The sequence below is a fragment of the Streptomyces yaizuensis genome, assembly GCF_034961445.1.
Lineage (GTDB): Bacteria > Actinomycetota > Actinomycetes > Streptomycetales > Streptomycetaceae > Streptomyces > Streptomyces yaizuensis.
Genome location: NZ_BSBI01000004.1, coordinates 136,928 through 155,067, shown reverse-complemented (window position 1 = coordinate 155,067; position 18,140 = coordinate 136,928). Strand labels below are relative to the sequence as shown.

Below are 18,140 nucleotides of genomic sequence, written 5' to 3'. Positions count from 1 at the left end.
TCGTCCGGTGGTGGTGCTCACGGAGCTGAACGACCCCACGGCCGACTACGTCATCCGCGAGCTGAACGAACGGAACGTACCCGTAGTCCGGTTCGATCCAGGAAAGGACGCGGTGACGTTCTCCGCGTCCTCGTCGCCCGGGCGCCCATGGACAGGCTCCCTGATGACAGGGGACCGCGAACTGTTTCTCGGCGATGTCCGTGCGGTTTACCACCGGAGGCCGTCCCCGTACGCCGCACCGGACCATTTGGACACCCAGCAACGGTCCTTCGTCACAGCGCATGCCCGGCATGGCCTGGGTGGAGTCCTGGGAGCGCTTGACTGCCTGTACGTGAACCATCCGCACCGGAACTTGGCCGCGGAGTTCAAGCCACGCCAGATCGCCGAAGCCGCACGGGCCGGCCTGACCGTCCCGCCTACGCTGATCACGAACAATCCCGGCGCGGCTCACGCCTTCGCCAAGCAACACGGCCCCGTCGTCTACAAGCCGCTGCGCTCCACCACGTACGTCAAAGACGGGGAGCACCGGACCATCTGGGTCCAAGAGGTCGATCCCGAGGAAATAGATAGCCGTGTGTCCGTCTGCCCGCACCTGTTCCAACAGATGGTGAAAAAGGTGGCAGACGTCCGAGTCGCGGTCGTCGGCAACAAGATGTTCGGTAGTCGTATCAACGTGGACGGCGACCACCTGGACTGGCGGTGGGACTACGAACGAATCTCCTTCAGCCCCATCGAGCTACCCTCCGATGTCCGAACCGGCATCCAGCGGTTCATGACCGGGCTTGGGCTGGTCTACGGAGCGTTCGACTTCGGGATCGGTCAGGATGACCGCTGGTGGATGTACGAATGCAACCCGAGCGGGCAGTGGGCCTTCGTGGATCCTCCGACCCGTACTGCCATAGCCAGCGCCATCGCCGACGTACTCAAGAAGGGACCCCCGGCATGACAGCCCCCATCAACCCGGCGCCCGGCGGGCTCGCGGCCCGCCTTCGCGAACAGTTGGCCGACCAGTTGCAGAACGCCGGCCTGCTGCGCTCGGGCGCCTGGCGGGCAGCCGTCGCAGCGGTACCCAGGGAGGTCTTCGCCCCCGAGTTCTTCCGCCAGGGCAGCGGCCCTCAGGGCACGGTGTGGACCCCGGTCACCCCGGCCACAGAAGGCGCCGACACCTTGCTGGAGGAGGTCTACAAGGACCAGACCCTGGTCACCCAGCTCGACGGCGGGGTGCATCCTGGCGACGTCGGCGGTCCTGTCACTGGGTCACCATCCTCGTCCTCCACCCTCCCCGGCCTTGTCGTCCGGATGCTGGAGGACTTGGAACCGCAGGACGGTGACCGCATCCTGGAGATCGGGACGGGGACGGGTTACTCCACCGCACTGATGTGCCACCGTCTCGGCGGCGATCACATCACCTCGATCGAGTACGACCCGGCGGCGGCTGCCCGCGCCCGCACCGCGATCACCGCAGCCGGATACACCCCTCGACTGGTGCAGGGCGACGGTCTCCTCGGCGACTCCGAAGGCGCACCGTACGACCGTCTGATTGCTACCTGCTCCGTACGAACCATCCCCGGCCCCTGGCTGCACCAGGTCAAACCGGGAGGCACGATCCTGACCACGCTGTCCGGCTGGCTCTACGGCTCCGGCCTCGTCCGCCTGACCGTCGGCGATAACAACACGGCCGAGGGCCGGTTTCTGCCGGGGACGGTGTCCTTCATGATCGCCCGCCCTCAGGCCGCCCCCGGCCTCGGCGACATCTCCCACCAGCTGCGGCAACCGGCCGAGATGCGCCCCGCGCGCCACGGCCCGGAGGTGCTGAAGGAATGGGTCCCACGGTTCCTCGCCCAGGTCGCGGCGCCTGGAGCCCAGTACCAGCGAACGAGAGTGGCCGGGGGCCCCTGGTTGACCCATGCCATTGACATCCGCGACGGTTCCTTCGCCACCCTGGCCCCTGATGGCAACGACGCGTTCCTCGTACATCAAGGCGGGCCAAACCGGCTCTGGGACGATATCGAGGCGGCTGTCGATGCATGGCGGGCTGCCGGTTCGCCGCCGCAGACCGCCTTCACTCTCACCGTCAACCCCAACGAACAGCGGGTCGACCTCGGCACCCCGGACGGCCCGAGCTGGGTCCTGCCCACCTGACCCATCCGCATCCCCGCACGCGCGGGGAGCACCACCCCTGGGGCGAGTACTACGAGATCAAGCGGGGACCATCCCCGCACGCGCGGGGAGCATGGCCCTGTCAGGATGGCGAGCAGGGTAGGCCAAGGACCATCCCCGCACGCGCGGGGAGCATAGGATCCCACCTGCGACGATATCCCGGCGGGGCACGGTTTTTACCCACTTCCTTCAACTCCGACATCACCGGCGCTTCCGACTTCGAGCGAAACCCAGGGCCGTCGTCCTCACCGTCACCACCACGGGCGCGCACACCTGCAGCGGACCGGGCCCGCCATCGCCGCCTGGCCGCTCTGGCCCGTCATGCGGAAGGGATGGGCAGAGACACAGCTCCATGATCGGCGGCGAGAGTGAGATCCATCTACGGGATGACATGGGCGGGTGCCGGGTCGCGTACGGGAGTCCTGCGGTGGTGAAGGAACGCGGGGCGATGGCCTTGCTGCCGAGCCCTGCTGGTCCGTGTCCCCGACAGGCGCGGAGCAGAGGGTTCCGGGCCGTATGTCAGGGGTCTCAACAGAAGCGGCCCAAAACGACTTGCGCCGGCACCGGCGCTCGGTCCCGTGCGGTGGTTCGGCGGGTGATCCTCGAACACTGTCCTGGGTGGCTGCTACGGTCCGCGCCCTCGTGGAAATTCATACTGGAGCCGACTGTGGCCCACGAGAATGAATCCCATCTTTGTTCCACCCGTTCACGCGGAGAGGTGAAACGCGGGGTCCGTCGGGTTGCGACCGCCGACCGAGCGGAAGCATCGGCTTCCGGGACGCGATGTTGTTTCCCGTGACCGGTGATTCCAGCGGGTTGAGCAGAAGGAGCAACGGATGACAGCGTTACGTGTAGGTCTGGGGCGGGGTTCGCGGATGGTTGCGGCTGCGGGCGCTGTGGCCTGCGCCGCGGTCTTGAGCCTCCCGGTCACTGTCCAGGCTGCGCCGGCGAGCGCGCAGAACTTCGCCTGGCACTGCGCCGGCGATTCCGGGTGGCACTACCCGCAGAGCACATTCGAGGTGCGCACGCTCCTGTGCCTGGGTGAGAAGTTCGGGCAGCTCACGCCGACACTCACCTCGGAGTGCAAGTTCAACGGGAACTGGGGCTGGGCCCCGTCCCAGTGCGATGCCAAGGACCTGCGGTTCAGGCTCACTGACCCGAACGGCCAGGTCCACAACGGGTCCATGCCCGACGGCACGGGCACCTATTGGGACAACTACGGGACCCCCGAGGTCCCCTGCGTGGTCGGCGACTGGAAGTTCGAACAGTCCGCCACCCACCGCAAGTACGGCGACAGCCCCACCTGGAACCCGCCCGGTCCGTGGGGCGACAGCTCCTCCACCAGGACGGTTCACGTCAGCGCCTGTACCTAGGCCGACCCGGTCGGCTCGCCCGGGTGCCAGGCGAGCCGACTACCGGGATCAGGACGGGTTTCGGCGTTCGGCTTCGGTGGCCTGGTCCCGGTAGGACTCGGTGCCGGTCTGGAGCGGGGGGGGCGGCCCTTGCCGACTCAGGACAGGGGGCACCGCGCGATCCGCCCCCACTGGAGGTTCGGGCCGGATCCCTGATCGATATCTTCGAGATCCCCAACCCCCTTCGCGTGGGAAGAGGGACCATCCCCGCATGCGCGGGGAGCACTCCGGGACACCCACCGTTCTCGAACCGGCCCTGGGACCATCCCCGCACGCGCGGGGAGCACAGCACCCCACCTGCAACGTTGTCCCGGCGGGGCACGGTTTTTACCCACTGCCACCGACTCCGGCACAACCGGCACCTCCGACTTCGAACGAAACCAAGGATCGTCACCCTCACCGGATCCATCACAACCCCACCAGCACCGGCGATCACGAAACCCCGGCAGATCGAACCGCATCCCCGCCCGGGTCGGCGGCACCCTCCTGGTCAATCCCCACGCTGTATCCGGTCGACTCCCAGGGGCAGATGATCGGGAGTCCGGCTGTCCCCCGAGGTGGCGGAGGACGACCGGACCGACCCCGGCACCGCGTCGACCGTGCTGTGCGCGCTCCGCGATCTCCTCGCCCTGGGCGCGACGCGTGGCGGCGGCACCGTGCGTACGTGGGTGGATTGACCCCCTACGGGTCCCTCACGAACGATTCCCCAGCGCCAGGGGCAGATGGCGCGGGCCCCTGAGGATGGGGCTGCGGCGGTACGGCGGCGGGTCCTCGGCGAGGCTCGGCCGGTCCAAGCGGGTGAGCAGCAGGGTCAGGGCGATCCGGGTCTCCACCCGGGCCAGTGGCGCTCCGTAGCAGTTGTGGACGCCGCTGCCGAAGCCGAGGTGCTGGTTGTCCGCGCGGGTGATGTCGAAGCGGTCCGGGTCCGCGAAGCGCAGCGGGTCGCGGTTGCCCGCGGCGAGGGCGAGGATCAGGGGCACGCCCTGGGGGACGGTGACCCCGGCGATGTCGATGTCGGTGAGGGGCGTGCGCTGTGGGAGCAGTTGGAGGGGTGGCTCGTAGCGCAGGATTTCCTCCACCGCCGCCGGCATGAGGTCGGGTGTCTCGCGGAGCAGGGTGAGGGTGTCCGGGTTGCGCAGGAGGGTGAGCATGCCGTTGGTGATGAGGTTGACGGTGGTCTCGTGGCCGGCGATGAGGAGCAGCAGCGTGGTGGCCTTCAGTTCGGGTTCGCTGTAGGGCCGGCCGTCGCCGGGGTCACCGGGGGCGCCAGGGTCACCGGGATCGCCGGAGCCGCCTGGGTTTCCGACGAAGGCGGAGAGCATGTCGCCGGTGGGGTGGCCGCGCCGCTGTCCGGCGAGTCTCCCCAGGTAGTCGGCCATCTCGTCGCGGGCCGCCAGGGCGGTGCGGCGGCGCTGGTCGACGTCGTCGCCGGCGTCGAAGTCGAGGCTGGCGATGATGTCGGTCGTCCAGGCGTGGACCTGGGGGATGTCCTCGGCGGGTACGCCCAGCAGTCGGCAGATGACAGTGACGGGGAGCGGGAAGGCGAAGTCGTCGACCAGGTCGATCCGGTCCCGGCTGGCGAGCGCGGTGATCAGTTCGTCGGCAATGGCGGTGATGTCGTCCGTGAGCGAGTCGATCAGGCCGGGGGTGTGGGGCGGGCCGAAGGGGCGGTTCGCGATACGGCGCAGGCGGTCGTGTTCGGGGTCGTCCAGCGCGATGAACGACGGCGGCAGGTTCTGGGCGCCGGGTTCCTGCTCGGGGGGTTCGGTGCGGTGGCGCGGGTCCGAGCTGATCCGGGGGTCGTGCAGCAGGGAGACGATCTCGTGGTACGTGCCGACCAGATAGCTGCCGTCGTCCTGCTGGGCGACCTTGTGTTCGCGCAGTTCGGCGTAGAGGGGGTAGGGGTCGGCTCGGTTGGCGTAGTCGGAGATGCGCCGGAGCAGGGTCCCGGGGCGGTGGTCGTCAGTGGGCATCGGGGGCTCCTGGAAAGGCTTCCGCAGGACTTCGGGACGTAGGGACTTCGGGACTTCGGCTTCAGGACTTCGGCTTCAGGACTCGTCGAGGGGCTTCTCAGGGGCCGCGGAGAGGCTTCCGGAACGGAGGCTGGGCGGGCGGGCGAGAGCCGGACCGCCCCGGCAGGGCTTCCCCGGCAGCGATAGCACGGGACGGGAAGGGACGGGAAAGGGCGGCCACCGCGCTCATTCCTCCTGCTGGACCCATTGCAGCCGGCGGTCGGGAAGATGCCCCGTGAGGGCGACGGTCGGCCCGTGCGAGAGCACCCGCGGATCGGGCACGTCCGACGGGACGGGGCTCGGCGACAGCGGCCCGTCGACGGCGCCCGCCGGCGGGAACGGCGCCGCCGTCTCGATCAGCCGCTCGTAGTGCTCCAGCCACTTGGCCCGGTTCACGCTGACCGCCGCCGTCACCCGTCCCCGGTACCCGTAGACGGCGACGAGCCGCCCCTGCTCCAGCGAGCCCTGGGCGATCATCACCCGGTCGGAGTAGGTGGGCACCCCCACCGACTTGATGTTCAGGCCGAACTGGCTGGACCAGAAGGCGGGCACCGCCAGGTGGGGGCGTCTGGCCGGCGGCGGGCTGACCATGTTGTGCGCGGCGACCCGGGCCTGGGCGACGGCGTTCCCCCAGTGCTCCAGGGCGAGCAGCTGGTACCCGAACAGCGGATGCGGGAACCTGGCCACGTCCCCGGCGACGAAGACGTCGTCGGTGACGATGCCGTACATGTCGAACGCGCGGCAGCCGGCGTCGCAGGCCACCCCGCGCGGCCCGGCGGCCAGCCCCGAGCCGGCGAGCCACTCCGTATTGCGGACGGCGCCCAGGCAGACCACCGCGATGTCCGCGTCGATCCGGGAGCCGTCGGAGAGGTCGGCGCCGGTGAGCCGGCCGCCGTCGCCACCGCTCCCGCTCCCCCACAGTCCGGTGACGGTCACTCCGCAGCGCAGATCGACGCCGTGGGACCGCTGTACCTCCGCCGCGAACCCGCCCAAGGTGCCGCCGAGCGCGCCGACCAGCGGTGCCGGTCCCCGTTCGGCGACCGTCACCGCGAGGCCGCGCTCACGGCAGGCGGAGGCGACCTCCGAGCCGGTGAAGCCCGCGCCGATCACCAGGACCCTGCGCGGCCCCGCGTCCAGCAGCCGGGCCAGCCGGTCCGCGTCGGCGGCGGTCCGCAGGGTCAGTACCCCTTCGAGCGCGGCCTCGCCCGGATGGGGCCAGGGCCGGGCCCGGGTCCCGGTGGCGATCAGGACGCGGTCGAACGGCACGTCGCGACCGTCGGCGAGCAGCACCCGTTTGCCCACCGGGTCGAGCCCGGTCGCCGGGGTGCCCAGCAGCCACCGGGCGTCCAGTGGGCGGTGGGCCGGCAGTCCCGCGTCGGCCGCCCGTGCCCGTCCGAGCAGTACCTGCTTGGAGAGCGGTGGCCGGTCGTACGGGGGCCGCGGCTCGTCCCCGATGATCGTCAGGGTGCCGGTGAAGCCCTCGTCGCGCAGCGCCTCCGCCGCCCGCAGCCCGGCGAGCGACGCCCCCACCACGACGATCCGGTCACCCTGCATCGGCGCCCGCCGCCCCGCCGGCGGTGATGGCCTGCACGGGGCAGGCCGCCACCGCCCGGCCGACCCGTTCCTCCTGGTCGGGTGGTACGGCCGGGGTGTACATCAGCGACTCCTCACCGTGCAGCGCGAACACGCCCGGCGCCAGGAACACGCATTGCGCGTACGCCTGACAGCGATTGAGGTCGACCACGATCCGCAGCATCCGGCACCACCGCTCCTCCGGTTCCCGCACCACTCCTCCGGCTCCCGCACCACTCATGCGGCTCCCGCGCCGCCCTCGGCCCGGTGCCCGGTACGCCTCTCCCGTTCTACGCCCGGACGAGTCTCCCCGCAGCCGCACGGCCACCCCCGGGGAGGAGAGCCCGGTACGGCCGAGTACAGGGCGGTGCCTACCTGCCGAACCAGGCGTTGTACGAGGTCACCTTGGCCGTGCCGCCCTGCTTGTCGGTGACCTGGGCCCGGAGGGTGATCGCCTTGCCCTTGGCCGGGTTCTTCACGGTGACCTTGCCCCGGGTCACGGTGAGCTTCCGCCAGGTCTTCCCGCCGTCGTAGGAGACCTCGGCGGTCAGTGCCCTGGTGTTGCCCTTGGCCGCCGCGCCCTGGACCACGAGGGACAGGTTCTGGGTGGCCCCGGCCTGAGCGGTGCTGTCCAGGGCCACGCGGGCGCCGGCGAACCGGACCGTGGAGACCGGCAGCGCCACCCAGTCGTCGGAAACCGCCTTGGCGGCGTGGAAGCTCCAGCTCGCGTCGACGCGGCTGCCCGCCCGGGCCGCCCCCGCCTTGCGCTGGGCCGAGGTGGTGAGGGTGAAGTCACCGGCCTCGTACCCGCCCATCGGGAGCGGGCCCCCGCCGCTCATCGGGTCGTCGTTCTCGGCGATCTTCGTCTTGTCCCGGTAGAGGACGGTCCGCGCGGACTCGACATCCGATGTGCCGGAGTGCCCCTGGCCGTCGGAGAAGAGCGGGATCATGTTCCCGAGCACGTCGCCGACCCGCCAGATGCCCGACTGCCAGTCGAGCTGCGGCCCGAAGGGGCCGGTGTTGAAGGTGTCCCGGTAGGTCTTCCCGGCGCGATACCGCTTCAGGTCGCCCATGAGGAAGCTCTCGTAGAACTGGTCGCCGGTCACCGGGTCCCTCGCGCCGAGCTGATCGGCGTTCATCGCCCACTCGGCCTTGTCGCCGGTGGACATGTACACCACACGCTTGCCGGGCAGCGGCTGCGGGACCACCGTGGAACTGTGCGCCCACGGGATGCCGGGGACCCCGCCGTACGTGTCCAGATTGCCCTTCGCGCCCGTGACCGAGGAGCCGAAGCCGACCTCGACCCTCGCGAACTCGGCGGCCTTGTAGTGCCGGGTGTGACCGGCCGCGATCCGCTTCGCCGGGCCGCCGGACGTGGCGTTGTACTCCGTGCCGGTGCCCTTGCGCCAGCTGCCCCGCCACTCCTGGACCAGCGAGCCGTCCGTGACCTCGGGACCGAGGTGCGACACCCGCAGACCGTCGAAGGACTTCACCTGGTAGGCGCTGCCGGCGGAGAAGCGGCCGGGGCGCTTCAGGTCGTACGCCAGCATGCCGTAGACGGGCTTCGCCCCGCCGTCCGGCACGGTGACCCTGGTGGGCCTGGTCGTCCGGGCGTCGACGGTCACGGTCCGCGCCTTGTCGACGACCAGCCGGGGCTGGAGGACCACATCCAGTGTGCTTTTGACGTTCGACGGGTCGGCGGATGCGCTGGAGTCGAGCGCGTAGACGCCCTTGGGCAGCCGGATCGTGGTGTCACCGGTGCCCGGCTCGATCCAGTGCCTGTTCCGGTGGTCCGAGATGCCCTCCAGGATCGTCCGGAAGTGCCGGGCCGGCTTCCCGTCGCGCCCGATGTGCTTGACGGTCAGGTCGTACGACTCGACCTCGCGTTCGACCACGGCGGCGGTACGCACGTTCCGGCCCGCGCCGGAGGCGGTGAGCGCGGCCGTGTAGAGGCCGTCGTCACCGCCGCCGATCCGGGTGTCGGCGGTGATGTCGACGGAGGCGGTGCCGCCGGCCGGGACGGTGACGCGGTCCGCGCCGAGCGTGAAGAATCCGGCCGGGGCGGGCCTGCCCTGGGGGCCGGTGCCGGTGACCTTCAGGTCGAGGGTGACCGGCTCCGTACCCGCGTTGCGGTAGGTGACCTTCTTGACCACGGGCCTGTCGTCGCTGTGCGGCCACAGCTGCTCGCCGAAGTCGACGGAGGTCTCCTCGGCGAAGACGTCCTGGGTGATCGCCCGGTCGACGGCGATCCGGCCCGAGCCCTGCTGGTACGGGGTGTGCCCGCCGTCCTGCGCCGAACCGGTGAGGACGCCCTTCAGCTCGCGCGCCTTCCACGCCGGGTAGCGCTGCTTCAGCAGGGCGGCGGCGCCGGCCGCGTGCGGGGTCGCCATCGACGTACCGGACATCGCGGTGTAGCCGGGCGGGTTCTCGGCGCCCGACATCCCCTTGGCCGCCGCAGTCCCCTTGGCCGCCGCCGTTCCCTTGGCCGCCGCGGCGACGATGTCCACGCCCGGCGCGGTCACGTCGGGCTTGATCCCGCCGCCACCGGTCCGGGGGCCGGTGCCGGAGAAGTACGCCATCGCGTCCTTCGCGTCGACGGCACCGACGGTCAGGGCGGCGTCGGCACTGCCCGGCGAATCGATGACCCCCGGGCCCTCATTGCCCGCCGCGACGGCGAAGAGGACGCCCTTCTCGGCGGTGAGCCGGTTGATCTGAGCTTCCAGCGGATCCGTCTCCGGGGTGTCCTGGCCGCCGAGACTGAGGTTGACGATGTCCGCGCCCTCCCCGACGGCCCAGTCGACGGCCGCGACAATGGTGGAGTCGGTTGCCTCGCCGCTCTCGTCGAAGACCTTGCCGTTGATGATCGCGGCCCCGGGCGCGACGCCCCTGTACCTGCCCCCGGACCCGGCTCCCGTACCGGCCACCGTGGCGGCGACGTGGGTGCCGTGACCGTGGCCGTCGGCGGTGTCCGGGGCAGGGGTGAAGTTCTTCGCGGCGACCACCTTGCCCCGCAGGTCGGGGTGGTCGCCGTCCACGCCGGTGTCGATGACGGCGACCTTGGCGCCCCTGCCGTCCAGTCCCGACTGCCACGCCTTGGGGGCGCCTATCTGTGCGGTGCTCTTCTCCAGGGTGGCCCTGCGGATGCCGTCCAGCCAGATCCGGCTGATACCGGACGCGGCGGCCCGCGCCCTGCCTTCCGTGCCCGTGGTGGTGAGCGTGTCCCACAGCGCGGACGGGCTGGTCACCGTCACCGCGTCCGCGTTCAGAGAGACGAGCGGACGGACAGCCTCCGTTCCATCGGTGGCCCGGACCCCGCCCCGGGCGGCCGGCCCCGCGTGCCCGCCGTACGCCACGATCAGCCGCAGCCCGTTCCCGTACGCCTTCCGGCTCGCGGGCCGGCTCAGCTCGGTGACGTCGAAGAGCCGCCGGTCCAGGGTGCCGTCCGCGATGAGGTCACGTGCGTCGAGCGGCACGACATGGGTGTGACCGTTCCGGACATAGGTCTGTACGGGGATGCCGTCCCGGCCCGCGCCGTGGGTGAAGCCGGTGACCTTGCCCTTGGCGTCGACCCGGACGCGGTCCCCGGTGATCAGGGTGACCCAGTGCGTCCCGGCGGCGGCGCCACGGGCCGTCGCGGTCTCCGCCGTCGTCGCCGTCGTCGCCGTCGTCGCCGGGAACGACGGCGTCGCTGCCGCCGGGGCCGACGGGGCTGCGGGGGCCGACGCGCCGGCCGGTCCGGCTCCGGTGAGTCCGGCGACGAGCGCCAGCGAGACGGCCGCTGTCAGGGCGGCGGCTCCGGTGTGTTGATGTCTGGTGAACATCCGACCTCCTGTGGGGAGTCCGGGGGCCACGAGCGGCCCCCGTCTCTGACAGGGAAAGCGGGATGCCCTTGCCGCAGGTTGGACAGCGGGCCCGGATCTGTCCGAAAGACACGACAGCACACGGTCTTTCGGACGATCCCCCCGCTGCCGGTGAACCCGCCGGGGTACGGAACCGTCTCACTGGAACGGGGCCGCCGGCGGTCAGCGCCTGTGCGTGGGCCTACACGTAGTACTGCAACATGTATCTGCCGAACCCGATGTCCAGGCAGCGGTACGGGACGTTGTTCCTGCCGTAGAGATCCTTCCCCTGGGCCATGCACCGGTCGTAGAGGAAGTACCAGTCGTGGTCGTGCCAACGGCCGAGGGCGGCCCGTGCGGGTCCTTCCGACGGGACGGTCCCGGATACGGGTGCGGGTGCAGGTGCGGGTGCGGGTGCGGGTGCGGATATGGGTGCGCGTACGGGTTCCGAGGCGTGAACCGGACTCGCGACACCGGCGAGCAACGCGCCCGCGAGGGTGGCGCCGGCGAGTGCGGTACGGGTGATCCGCATGAGTTTCCTCCTGTGCCGAGGTGATGGCGTGACGGCGGGACGGGGCGATGGCGGGACGGGGTGACGGCCCGTGGGCCCCGCGCCAAACCTCGCGAGCGTAGGAGGCCCGGCGGTACGGCGACAGAGGAAGCGCCACCTCCGCTCCCCCGGTCGGCGTCGTGTCGCGGACACCAGGGGTGTCAGGCCAGCTGCCGGGTGAAGAATCGCAGCGAGCTGTCCAGCTCGAACGCCGGTACCTCGGCGTGCTTGCCCGGGTTGGCGTGCAGCGTCTTCTCCGTCGAGGCGAACGTGTCGAACAGCGCCAGGCTCGCCGCCCGTGACACCCGCTCGTCCCACTGCATCAGGAATTCCACCGGGACGGTGATCCGTGCGGCGGCCCCGGCCGAGGTCTCCTCCCCGTGCAGCCCCAGCACGGCCGCGCGGACGCGGGGCTCGGCGGCGATGAACGGAACGCCGATCGCGCAGCCCAACGACAGCCCCCAATACCCCACCGGGCCGACGCCGACACAATCGATCCCCTGGACCGCGTCCACGACCGCCCGCCACTCCGGGACGCTCTGGCCGACGAGGAGCGCGTGGAACTCGGCGGGCCCGCCCGAACCGTGCGGCTGGGCCGAGGCGGGACCATCCCCGCACGCGCGGGGAGCACCTCGCTGCTCTGGAAGGGGCCCGGCACAGGGAGGGACCATCCCCGCACGCGCGGGGAGCACACCGGCACCGGCGTTTTGCGAGATGCCCAGGAGGGACCATCCCCGCACGCGCGGGGAGCACACCGGCACCGGCGTTTTGCGAGATGCCCAGGAGGGACCATCCCCGCACGCGCGGGGAGCACAGGACCCCACCTGCGGCGTTGTCCCGGCGGAGCACGGTTTTTACCCACTTCCATCGACTCCGGCATATCCGACACGTCTGCCATTTCCGACTTCGAGCGAGGTCCAAGACTGCTCCACTCACCGTACCCAGCGCAGCGCCCCCGAGTCGGCCATCACAGGAAGGGGCGTGACAGCCTAGCCACCCCCGGCTGCCCTGCTTGCCCCGCCTGCCCCGGCTCACCCTGAATCCGCACGCTGCGCACCCGGGTCGTCCGGCGGGCACGGGTGGCGGATTCCCCCCGGTGGAACGGGTGGAGGGCCGGCCGTGACGCCCGGCTCAGCCCGTCGTTGAACGGGGTGGTCAAGCGAAGTGCCCCGTGCGGGCCCCGGAGCCGACGAGGTTCCGGGGCCCGCACGGTGTGCGTGCCGGGGCCCGGCTCCGTCAGGTCAGGGTCTGTGTCAGCTCGCTGCGGGCCGCCGAGTGGACGAGCCGGCCAAGTGCTCCGTTCACGATCGGCAGATGCGGCGGTACGTGCCCGCACTCCACGTCCGCGACGATCGGCACCCCGAGCGGGCCGAGCGCGTCGAGTACCGCCTCGTGCTGGCTGAGGGAGCCGTTGTCCGGGGCGTGGGTCCGGCCGACGAGGACCGCGTTCGCGTGGTCGAAGAACCCGGCGAGTCGCATGCCGTGCAGGTTCCGGCAGATGGTGAACGCGTTGTCCTCGGCCGCCTCGACATACACGAGCAGCCCTTCCGGGGCCTCCGCCGCGGCGAATGCGGACGCGTCGAGGAAACGCGTTCCGGCGATGCTGCTGAGGGTCTCGACGCAGCCGCCGATGAGCCGGCCCCGGACGTCCACGTCACCGTCGCCGTCGAGCCGGGTCCAGGTCCCGGGGGTGTCGAGCGTGTACGCGCGTACGTCCGGAAAGGCCGCGAAGTCGTCGAAACCCGGGGACCGGTGACGGCGCGGCGGGGTCTGCGCGAAACGGTGCCGCGGGGGCAGGGTGACGATGTCGAGCCAGGACAGCAGTCCTTCGGGCACTCGGTAGGGCGTGTCCATGAGGTTGTTGCCGTGGACGGTCGCGACGCCGGTGAACAGGGTCAGGGGGGTGAGCAGGGTCGAGATGTCGGAGTACCCGACGAGCCAGGTCGGTTCCGCCTCCCGCAGCCGGTCGAAGTCGAGCAGCGGCAGCAGGTCGATCGCCGTCTCGCCACCCCACGGCGGCACGACGGCCCGGATGGTGGGGTCGGTCAGCATCGCCGTCAGCTCACGGGCCCGGTCGGCCGCCGGGGCGCTGACGTGCCCGGTGCCGTCCATGCACGACCCGACGACGACCTCGTAGCCGCGTGCTCGCACCTCGCCGAAGGCCACTTGGAGCCGCGCGCTCAGCTCCGGCGCGACGCCGCTCGACGGGGAGGTGACACCGACACGGTCACCGGGACGCAGGGGGCGGGGATATCGAACGGACATGCGCTGGATTCTGGCAGATTCCGGCACAGCGCGGTCGGGCACCGTATCCAGGGCATACCCGGCGACACCAGCCGGACCAGCCAGGCCGGTACGACCCCTTCGTCACCACTCCGGGAGCTGTGCTGATCACCCTGGGGATTCGAACCGCGACCGAGACCGCGAGCTGAGTCCGCCTCCCTGTTCGGCTGTTCCATCTCAGGAGATCGGTTCCACGCCGTACAGTCGGACGCGTGCACTCAGCGACGAGACGAGCCCCCGCTGGGGTGGTTACGGTTACCGGAAGTTCGGGCCAGGTCGGAGCGGCCCTGGCCGAGGCACTGGACGCGGCCGGCTGGGTGGTCCGCGGGGTGGACCGGATTCCCGGCCGCTGGACGGGCGTCGTCGGAGACCTGCGAAGCCGGCCGGTGCGACGGGCCGCATTGCAGTCGGCCGATGTCCTGGTCCATAGTGCCGCGCTGCACGCCCCGCATGTCGGTCGCCTGCCCGATGAAGAGTTCCGAGCCGTGAACGTGGACGCGACCGCGGGCCTGCTCGACGACGCCGGCCGCCTCGGCGCCCGGCGGGTTCTCTACATCAGCAGTACGAGTGTGTACGGACACGCCCTGGAGCCCACCGACCGTGCTGTCTGGGTGAACGAGCAGCTCACGCCGCTTCCCAGGGACATCTACGACGAGACCAAACTGGCCGCGGAGGAGCTGGTCGCCGACTGCGCCGTTTCTTCGGTCACGCTGCGCATAGCGCGATGCTTTCCGGAGCCATTGCCGGTGCGGGCCCGCCACCTGCTCCATCGGGCAGTCGACGTTGCCGACGTAGCGGCGGCGGGGGTCCTGGCCGTGGCACACCCCACCGTGACCGGCAGGTTCAATATCTCCGGGCCGCACCCGTTTCACCGCGAGGACTGCCCTGCCCTTTCCCACGATGCGGGCGCGGTGCTCGCCGAACGGGTTCCGGATGTCGTCCAGGCATTCCGCGACCGGGGGTGGCCGGTGCCCGATCGCCTGGACCGGGTGTACGACTCGACTGCCGCAGCGAACGCGTTCGGTTACCGACCCGTTCGCGGAGTGCGGCAACTGCTGCGCGATGCCGCGAATGGTCCGGCCTGAGCGATCGGACGGCTCGGCTCAGCCGGCCTGGACGACTTCCGTGGAACCAACGTCGTGAGACACCACTCCTGGCCGTCCCGTAGCTGCCGGGCACGGTGAAATTATCTTGGTATGTCTCGTGTGATCACGGCGTTGGAGCCTTCCTGGACAGCCACGTTCGCCGGGCTGAGCCCGCGCGCGCTGTTTCCGTCAGCTCGTGACTGCGTTGCCCTGTGAGGGAGCACACGTGGTCCGGCGAGGCCGGGACGGCTCCTCGGATCCCCCGCCGGCGGAGACGGCTCGGGAGGAATTTCTACGACGACTGGCACGCCTCTTGCGCAGGATCTCAGCCAGTTCGGCCATCAGATCACCGGATTCTGGGAAGGTACGTGGCTCGGGACGATCAGTACGCCAGGGAAAAACATTCCAATGCACCTTCTCGGTGGGCGGCAGAATCAGCCGACCACCCTCCGAAACCACCTGCACTTCCGGGAGTTTCGTCAAGGCTTTCGCAGATCCTACGCGCACGAGGAATGAAAACGTTTTCTGGCTGCGCAGAGCGGGTACATCATTCTCATCCCAATTTGGATACGAGCTGCCCTCCATGCGCATCAACACTTGGCGGCCTACCTCCACCGGGATCCTGACCTCATCGAATCCCTCGGATACCGTGCTGATGACAGCGACAGGCCGACTTTTATGAGCAAGAAAGACTTCTTCCTTCGCGCAAGGGATGCCGTCCACCAGGAGACGCCAGTCCATCACCCGGACGTAGGCATCAATGACCATGACGTAGTCGCTGCTTTTGGGTGGCCACACAGGGGCACCGGGCTTGGGCGCAGAGGGTGAATCAGACATCAGCAACCTCCAAGGTTCGCACCTAGACGCAGAATTCACATATGATTGCCCGACCCCGCACTGCGGGGATGCTCCACTGCCGAGATGGGCTCGTTCGCATCAAGGCACGTGATCCCCGCGAATGCGGGGCTATGCCATGACACATCCGGCCGTACCCGTTCAGTCGGCAGAACCTTTTTACGGCACCGATCGTCATCGCGCCAATACCCACCTCGATGATCAAGTTCGATAAGACATCTCTACTTCTGAAAATCTACTACCGGCCGGATCTTGACCGAGTCAACATCTCGACCAGCGAGCAGAGTCGGCGAAGCACGCGTCAGGAGGAAGATCCAGCGGCTCCACCACTACACGCAGGTGCCGTTACCTGCACGAACTCCACGCGGATCCCGATGCGGCCAACACGGCACAACTCCTCCATTCCCTGCTGCGACCGAGCCCCTCTCGGCAGATTCCGCCATGCTGCGCAACGACCCACGGCACAGCACGAGGACCAAACTTTGGCCAGAACCGATCGCTCCGTCTCAGCGATACGTTCACCGGCGGACTGCACGCGGCGCCCACCGTAGGGGACGACGGTGCCTCATCGCCCCCTACGGCTGCCAACTGATGGGTGAACGACCCAGGGACACTCGGTCACGACCCGAACCTCCCCGAGGCCGCGCAGGGCGACCCTGACACCACCGCGCCGCGAAACATCCAGAACATGCGGGCCGTCGACCCCGGTCTCCCGGCTGTCACTTCTACGATGTCCGAAAAGCGTAGCCATATCGGATATGGATCATCATGGATGACGAGAATCGCCCGCCGGGCCCAGCCTCCTCCGCGACCCGGAGCACGCCCGACGGGGGACGGTGGGAAGGGACGGCGGCCGTGGTCGCGGGCGGTGGGGCCCTCGTGGTCTGGGAGCCCGCCTTCACGCTCGGCGCCTACGACGTCGTCTTCTACTATCAGCTGCTCAGCCTCTGGGCGGTGTCGACCGGCGTGCTGGTCAGTGCCCTGCTGCTGCGCGAACGCCTGCCGTCGCACGGGTGGGTGTACGCGGCCTGCCTCGCGCTGCCCACCGTATGGCTCGGCATCGCCGCCCTCGTGCCCCACCGGGGCGGGACATCGCGAGAGCTGCTGTTCCTGGCGGGCGGCATCCTCAGCATCATCGGCACCCCGCTGCTGACCTGGCTGCTCCTGCGGATCCTGCTGTTCGGGGAGGCCGAACTCTCCGCGCGGCAGCAGCGGAGGATCGTCGGCGCGATCGCGGTCGTCGGCCTGCTCGCCTTCACGCTCGGCAGACTGAACGACGTGTTTCTGACCTGCGGGGACTTCAACATCAGCGGCAACAGCGTCCCTCACGGGTGCCGGCCGGGCAACGCCTCCCCGCTCGGCTGACCCATCGGCTCACCTCCAGAGCCGTCGGGCGCGCCCTGCGGCCCCGTACGGTGGTGGACCAGCAGGCTGCCCAGGGCGGTGCGCCGGTGCACGACCGCACGCCCCGCGCGGACCGTGGTGATCAGGCCGGCCGCGCGCAGGGCGGTGGTGTGGGCGGAGGCGGTGGCGTTGCTGATGCCCAGCCGGCGGGCGAGGAGGGTCGTGGTGTGCTCATCCGCGAGCCGGAGCAGGATGTCGGCGCGGGTCCGGCCGAGTACGCCGGCCAGGGCTTCGGTCGTGTCCTTCGCGCCGGCCGGAGCGAGGGGCAGGCCGGGGCCGGCCGGGAAGGTCACGACCAGGGGGTGACCGGGCAGGTCGGCGACGAGGGGGTGCCCGGTCCAGTGGAAGGTCGGCCGGAGCAGCACACCGCGCCCGGCCAGGGTGATGTCCCGCTCCGGTCCTTCGAGTTCCCAGACGTCCCCGTGCAGCCGGGCGCCCGGGACGCCGCCGGTGAGCGCGGCGCCGATGCCGTGTTCGGCCACGGTCAGGGCGTGGCGGGTGAACTCCGTGCGGTGCAGGTCCTGCACCAGGTTCCACACGGGGCGCACCACCGTTTCGAAGGCCGCGTGCTGGGCCCGGTGGAGGAGGTGCCAGGCGGCGGGTTCGCCCTGGTGCAGATCGCGGATCCACAGCGGTACGGGGGACGGGTGCGGGGCGTGGATCCGTTCGATCTCGGAGCGGACCAGGTCCGGGGGGAAGGCCCGGACGGTGTCCCGTGCGTCCTGGAGCGTCTCACTGAACACGTCGAGGAAGCGCGGGGCCTCCGCGCCCGGGACCAGGTCCCTCAGGGGTCCGGCCGCGCCCGGCAGGCAACGGAACATCCGCTGTCTCCAGCGGCCGAACAGTACCTGCTGGTCCGGGCGGCACATCGTCATCAGTGCCGTGTGCAGTTCGGCCAGCGGGGCCGGCCGTGGCGCGAACCGGACCTGGGTGAAGTCGGCTGCCGTGAAATGGATCCGGACCACAGC

The 18,140-nt window shown here is 70.3% G+C and carries 13 protein-coding genes and 2 pseudogenes; 6 read left to right on the top strand and 9 right to left on the bottom strand.

The annotated features are described in order from the left end of the window. Positions 1-7 precede the first annotated feature (7 nt). The 3 genes from tgmB to SYYSPA8_RS11700 all read left to right on the top strand — a co-directional run bounded on the left by tgmB (position 8) and on the right by SYYSPA8_RS11700 (position 3,533). Positions 8-946 carry an ATP-grasp ribosomal peptide maturase gene (gene tgmB, locus SYYSPA8_RS11710; RefSeq protein WP_323447026.1) on the top strand — a complete coding sequence of 313 codons (939 nt, stop codon included), beginning with the start codon at positions 8-10 and terminating at the stop codon, positions 944-946. Continuing rightward, positions 943-2,142: an ATP-grasp peptide maturase system methyltransferase gene (gene tgmC / locus SYYSPA8_RS11705; RefSeq protein ID WP_323447025.1), complete on the top strand. Its 1,200-nt coding sequence runs from the start codon at positions 943-945 to the stop codon at positions 2,140-2,142. The genes tgmB and tgmC overlap by 4 nt, the downstream gene beginning before the upstream one ends. Positions 2,143-3,179: 1,037 nt before the next feature. After that, positions 3,180-3,533: a hypothetical protein gene (locus tag SYYSPA8_RS11700; protein WP_323447024.1), complete on the top strand. Its 354-nt coding sequence runs from the start codon at positions 3,180-3,182 to the stop codon at positions 3,531-3,533. 731 nt (positions 3,534-4,264) lie between these two features. On the opposite strand, the gene SYYSPA8_RS11695 is transcribed toward SYYSPA8_RS11700, so the two are convergent. The 7 genes and pseudogenes from SYYSPA8_RS11695 to SYYSPA8_RS11665 form a co-directional block, all read right to left on the bottom strand. After that, entirely contained in the window at positions 4,265-5,545 is a 1,281-nt protein-coding gene (locus SYYSPA8_RS11695; protein WP_323447023.1) for a cytochrome P450, read from the bottom strand. Between the two features lie 225 nt (positions 5,546-5,770). Beyond that, entirely contained in the window at positions 5,771-7,138 is a 1,368-nt protein-coding gene (locus SYYSPA8_RS11690; protein ID WP_323447022.1) for an NAD(P)/FAD-dependent oxidoreductase, read from the bottom strand. Further along, positions 7,128-7,337, bottom strand: a complete 210-nt coding sequence (locus tag SYYSPA8_RS11685; protein ID WP_323447381.1) for a ferredoxin — start codon at positions 7,335-7,337, stop codon at positions 7,128-7,130. The genes SYYSPA8_RS11690 and SYYSPA8_RS11685 overlap by 11 nt, the downstream gene beginning before the upstream one ends. Before the next feature lie 190 nt (positions 7,338-7,527). Then, positions 7,528-10,977 (bottom strand): S8 family peptidase, encoded by a 3,450-nt coding sequence (locus SYYSPA8_RS11680; RefSeq protein WP_323447021.1) that lies wholly within the window; start codon positions 10,975-10,977, stop codon positions 7,528-7,530. Between the two features lie 220 nt (positions 10,978-11,197). Next, positions 11,198-11,527, bottom strand: coding sequence for a hypothetical protein (locus tag SYYSPA8_RS11675; protein ID WP_323447020.1), 330 nt, complete (start codon positions 11,525-11,527; stop codon positions 11,198-11,200). Positions 11,528-11,706: 179 nt separating this feature from the next. Beyond that, a pseudogene (locus SYYSPA8_RS11670) lies at positions 11,707-12,114 on the bottom strand (alpha/beta hydrolase); the annotation flags it as partial. A gap of 667 nt (positions 12,115-12,781) precedes the next feature. Beyond that, entirely contained in the window at positions 12,782-13,810 is a 1,029-nt protein-coding gene (locus SYYSPA8_RS11665; protein WP_323447019.1) for a S66 family peptidase, read from the bottom strand. A 230-nt stretch (positions 13,811-14,040) separates the two neighbouring features. Between SYYSPA8_RS11665 and SYYSPA8_RS11660 the strand changes: the two genes are divergently transcribed. Both SYYSPA8_RS11660 and SYYSPA8_RS11655 read left to right on the top strand, forming a co-directional pair. Next, positions 14,041-14,913 (top strand): NAD-dependent epimerase/dehydratase family protein, encoded by an 873-nt coding sequence (locus SYYSPA8_RS11660; RefSeq protein WP_323447018.1) that lies wholly within the window; start codon positions 14,041-14,043, stop codon positions 14,911-14,913. A 111-nt stretch (positions 14,914-15,024) separates the two neighbouring features. Further along, positions 15,025-15,166, top strand: a pseudogene (locus SYYSPA8_RS11655) (IS5/IS1182 family transposase); the annotation flags it as partial. Here SYYSPA8_RS11655 and SYYSPA8_RS11650 read toward each other — a convergent pair. Further along, entirely contained in the window at positions 15,103-15,681 is a 579-nt protein-coding gene (locus SYYSPA8_RS11650) for a hypothetical protein (protein WP_323447404.1), read from the bottom strand. The pseudogene SYYSPA8_RS11655 and the gene SYYSPA8_RS11650 overlap by 64 nt on opposite strands. Before the next feature lie 855 nt (positions 15,682-16,536). Here SYYSPA8_RS11650 and SYYSPA8_RS11645 point away from each other — a divergent pair. Continuing rightward, positions 16,537-17,133 carry a hypothetical protein gene (locus SYYSPA8_RS11645; RefSeq protein ID WP_323447017.1) on the top strand — a complete coding sequence of 199 codons (597 nt, stop codon included), beginning with the start codon at positions 16,537-16,539 and terminating at the stop codon, positions 17,131-17,133. Here SYYSPA8_RS11645 and SYYSPA8_RS11640 read toward each other — a convergent pair. Beyond that, complete coding sequence (locus SYYSPA8_RS11640) at positions 17,094-18,137, bottom strand: ArsR/SmtB family transcription factor (RefSeq protein ID WP_323447016.1); 1,044 nt, start codon at positions 18,135-18,137, stop codon at positions 17,094-17,096. The two genes, SYYSPA8_RS11645 and SYYSPA8_RS11640, sit on opposite strands and share 40 nt — an antisense overlap. Between the last annotated feature and the right edge of the window lie 3 nt (positions 18,138-18,140).

Bases quoted from the DNA above. Each gene is read 5' to 3' on its own strand.
- tgmC (WP_323447025.1), top strand. From the start codon at position 943: ATGACAGCCCCCATCAACCCGGCGCCCGGCGGGCTCGCGGCCCGCCTT.
- SYYSPA8_RS11695 (WP_323447023.1), bottom strand. From the start codon at position 5,545: ATGCCCACTGACGACCACCGCCCCGGGACCCTGCTCCGGCGCATCTCC.
- SYYSPA8_RS11690 (WP_323447022.1), bottom strand. From the start codon at position 7,138: ATGCAGGGTGACCGGATCGTCGTGGTGGGGGCGTCGCTCGCCGGGCTG.
- SYYSPA8_RS11680 (WP_323447021.1), bottom strand. From the start codon at position 10,977: ATGTTCACCAGACATCAACACACCGGAGCCGCCGCCCTGACAGCGGCC.
- SYYSPA8_RS11675 (WP_323447020.1), bottom strand. From the start codon at position 11,527: ATGCGGATCACCCGTACCGCACTCGCCGGCGCCACCCTCGCGGGCGCG.
- SYYSPA8_RS11665 (WP_323447019.1), bottom strand. From the start codon at position 13,810: ATGTCCGTTCGATATCCCCGCCCCCTGCGTCCCGGTGACCGTGTCGGT.
- SYYSPA8_RS11650 (WP_323447404.1), bottom strand. From the start codon at position 15,681: ATGGTCATTGATGCCTACGTCCGGGTGATGGACTGGCGTCTCCTGGTG.
- SYYSPA8_RS11645 (WP_323447017.1), top strand. From the start codon at position 16,537: ATGGATGACGAGAATCGCCCGCCGGGCCCAGCCTCCTCCGCGACCCGG.